At 67.3% G+C, this 1,829-nt stretch carries 3 protein-coding genes and 1 pseudogene; all 4 read right to left on the bottom strand.

The window, feature by feature from the left end; all coding sequences use genetic code 11:
- Positions 1-230, bottom strand: a 230-nt coding sequence (locus LQV45_RS29465) for an alpha/beta fold hydrolase (RefSeq protein ID WP_230010629.1), incomplete at its 3' end; no start/stop codon positions are given.
- 4 nt (positions 231-234) lie between these two features.
- Complete coding sequence (locus tag LQV45_RS29460) at positions 235-564, bottom strand: biotin/lipoyl-containing protein (protein ID WP_230010627.1); 330 nt, start codon at positions 562-564, stop codon at positions 235-237.
- Positions 557-1,552: an alpha-ketoacid dehydrogenase subunit beta gene (locus tag LQV45_RS29455; RefSeq protein WP_230010632.1), complete on the bottom strand. Its 996-nt coding sequence runs from the start codon at positions 1,550-1,552 to the stop codon at positions 557-559. Before LQV45_RS29455 ends, LQV45_RS29460 begins: the two co-directional genes overlap by 8 nt.
- Positions 1,553-1,667: 115 nt before the next feature.
- A pseudogene (locus tag LQV45_RS29450) lies at positions 1,668-1,829 on the bottom strand (pyruvate dehydrogenase); the annotation flags it as partial.

The raw sequence follows: 1,829 nt of genomic DNA, 5'->3' as shown, positions 1-1,829 counted from the left end.
CGGCCGTGGCCGGGCAGGTCCACGGTGATGACGCGCCGGCCGGCTTCCAGGAGCGCGGTGAGCCAGCCGCTGTCTTCCCAGTTGAGCTTGGAGGAGGAGGAGAAGCCGTGCAGCAGCAGGACGGGACGGAACCCGGCGTCGTTCTGGGGCTCATGCACCTGCACGTACAGCTGGGGGTCGGTGCCCTCAACGGTGTGCGAATGCTGCTCGCCGGTGTGTCTGCCGCTCATGCTCTCAGTCCTCATCAAGTACGGCGCTCAGGCGGACCCGGCGCTTAGGTGCCTCTTCCTTCGGGACCGTGCCCACGATGCCGGCGGTGTTGTCCGGCACCTCAAACACAAGCAGGGGCTCGCCGACATTGATCTTGTCGCCGGGCCCGCCGTAGATACGCACTACCTTACCTGCCTGCGGGCTGGGCAATTCAACGGCCGACTTGGTGGTTTCGACCTCCACGAGCGGCTGGTTGCGCTCCACCTGCTCGCCCGGGGAAACCAGCCATTCCAGCACGGTGGCCTCGATCAGGCCCTCGCCGAGATCCGGGAGCGGGAAGGAAATTTCAGCCACGTTTGTACTCCAATACTCGCTGGATGCCGAAGAGGATCCGGTCAATGTTCGGGATGTATTCATCTTCCAGGTCGCCCGAGGGGTACGGGACGTCGAAGCCGGTGATGCGCTCCACCGGCGCCCTGAGGGTGTCGAAGCAGCTTTGCGTGATCAGCTGCGCCACTTCGGCGCCGAGGCCGGAGGTCAGCGGCGCCTCGTGGACGACGACGGCGCGGCGCGTCTTGCGCACGGAGGCGGCGAGGGCCTCGGCGTCGATCGGCTTGAGCCAGCGCAGGTCCAGGACCTCGATATCGATCCCGTCCTCGGCCGCGAGCTCCGCCACCTGCAGGCAGCGGGCCACCATGGCGCCCCAGGCGACCAGCGTGAGGTGGCGGCCTTCGCGCATCACCTTGGCGCCGGTGGGGGAGCCGCCGTCTGCATCGTCGTCCGCATCGCAGTGCGCAAGGTCCACCTCACCCTTCTGCCAGTACCTCGACTTGGGCTCCATGAAGATCACCGGGTCCGGCCGCGTGGCAGCGTACTTGAGCAGGTGGTAGGCCTCATGCGGGTTCGACGGCGAGACCACCTTCAGGCCCGGTACGTGGGCGAAGAGCGCCTCCAGGCTTTCGCCGTGGTGTTCGGGGGCGCGGATGCCGCCGAAGCTGGGCACCCGCAGGGTGATGGGCATCGGCATGGTGCCCCGGCTGCGGTAGTTCATCCGGGCGATCTGGCAGACGATCTGGTTGATGGCAGGGTAGGCGAAGCCGTCGAACTGGACCTCGGGAATGGGGTGGAACCCGGCCATCGCCAGGCCCACGGACATGCCCAGGATGCCGGATTCCGCCAGCGGGGTGTCAAAGACGCGCTGCGCGCCGTGCCTGGCCTGCAGCCCGTCGGTGATGCGGAAGACGCCGCCGAGCCGGCCGCAGTCCTCGCCGAAGATGACGGCTTGGGGGTTGTCCGCGAGGACCTCGTCGAGGGCGCGGTTGAGTGCTTGCTGCATCGACATCACCGTGGTGGCGGGCTCGCTTCCGGCCGGGTTGGTGACAGTGTCGTCGCCGGTGTTGTCGGCAGTGTTGTCGGCAGTGTTGTCGCCTGCGGCGTCTACGTTTTCGAGAATCGAGTTAGACATGTTCGGACTCCTCGCGCCAGTTGGCGGCCTGGGCCTGCAGGGCAGGGGTGGTTTCCTGGAAGACCAGGTCAAACATTTCGGTGCCGGGCCGGGAGCCCAGGGCCTGGATGCCGGTACGGATCTGCTCCTCTTCGGCCTTGGCCGCGGCCAGCGC

Source organism: Microbacterium sp. Bi128 (assembly GCF_918698205.1).
This window is presented reverse-complemented; position numbering and strand designations above follow the sequence as displayed.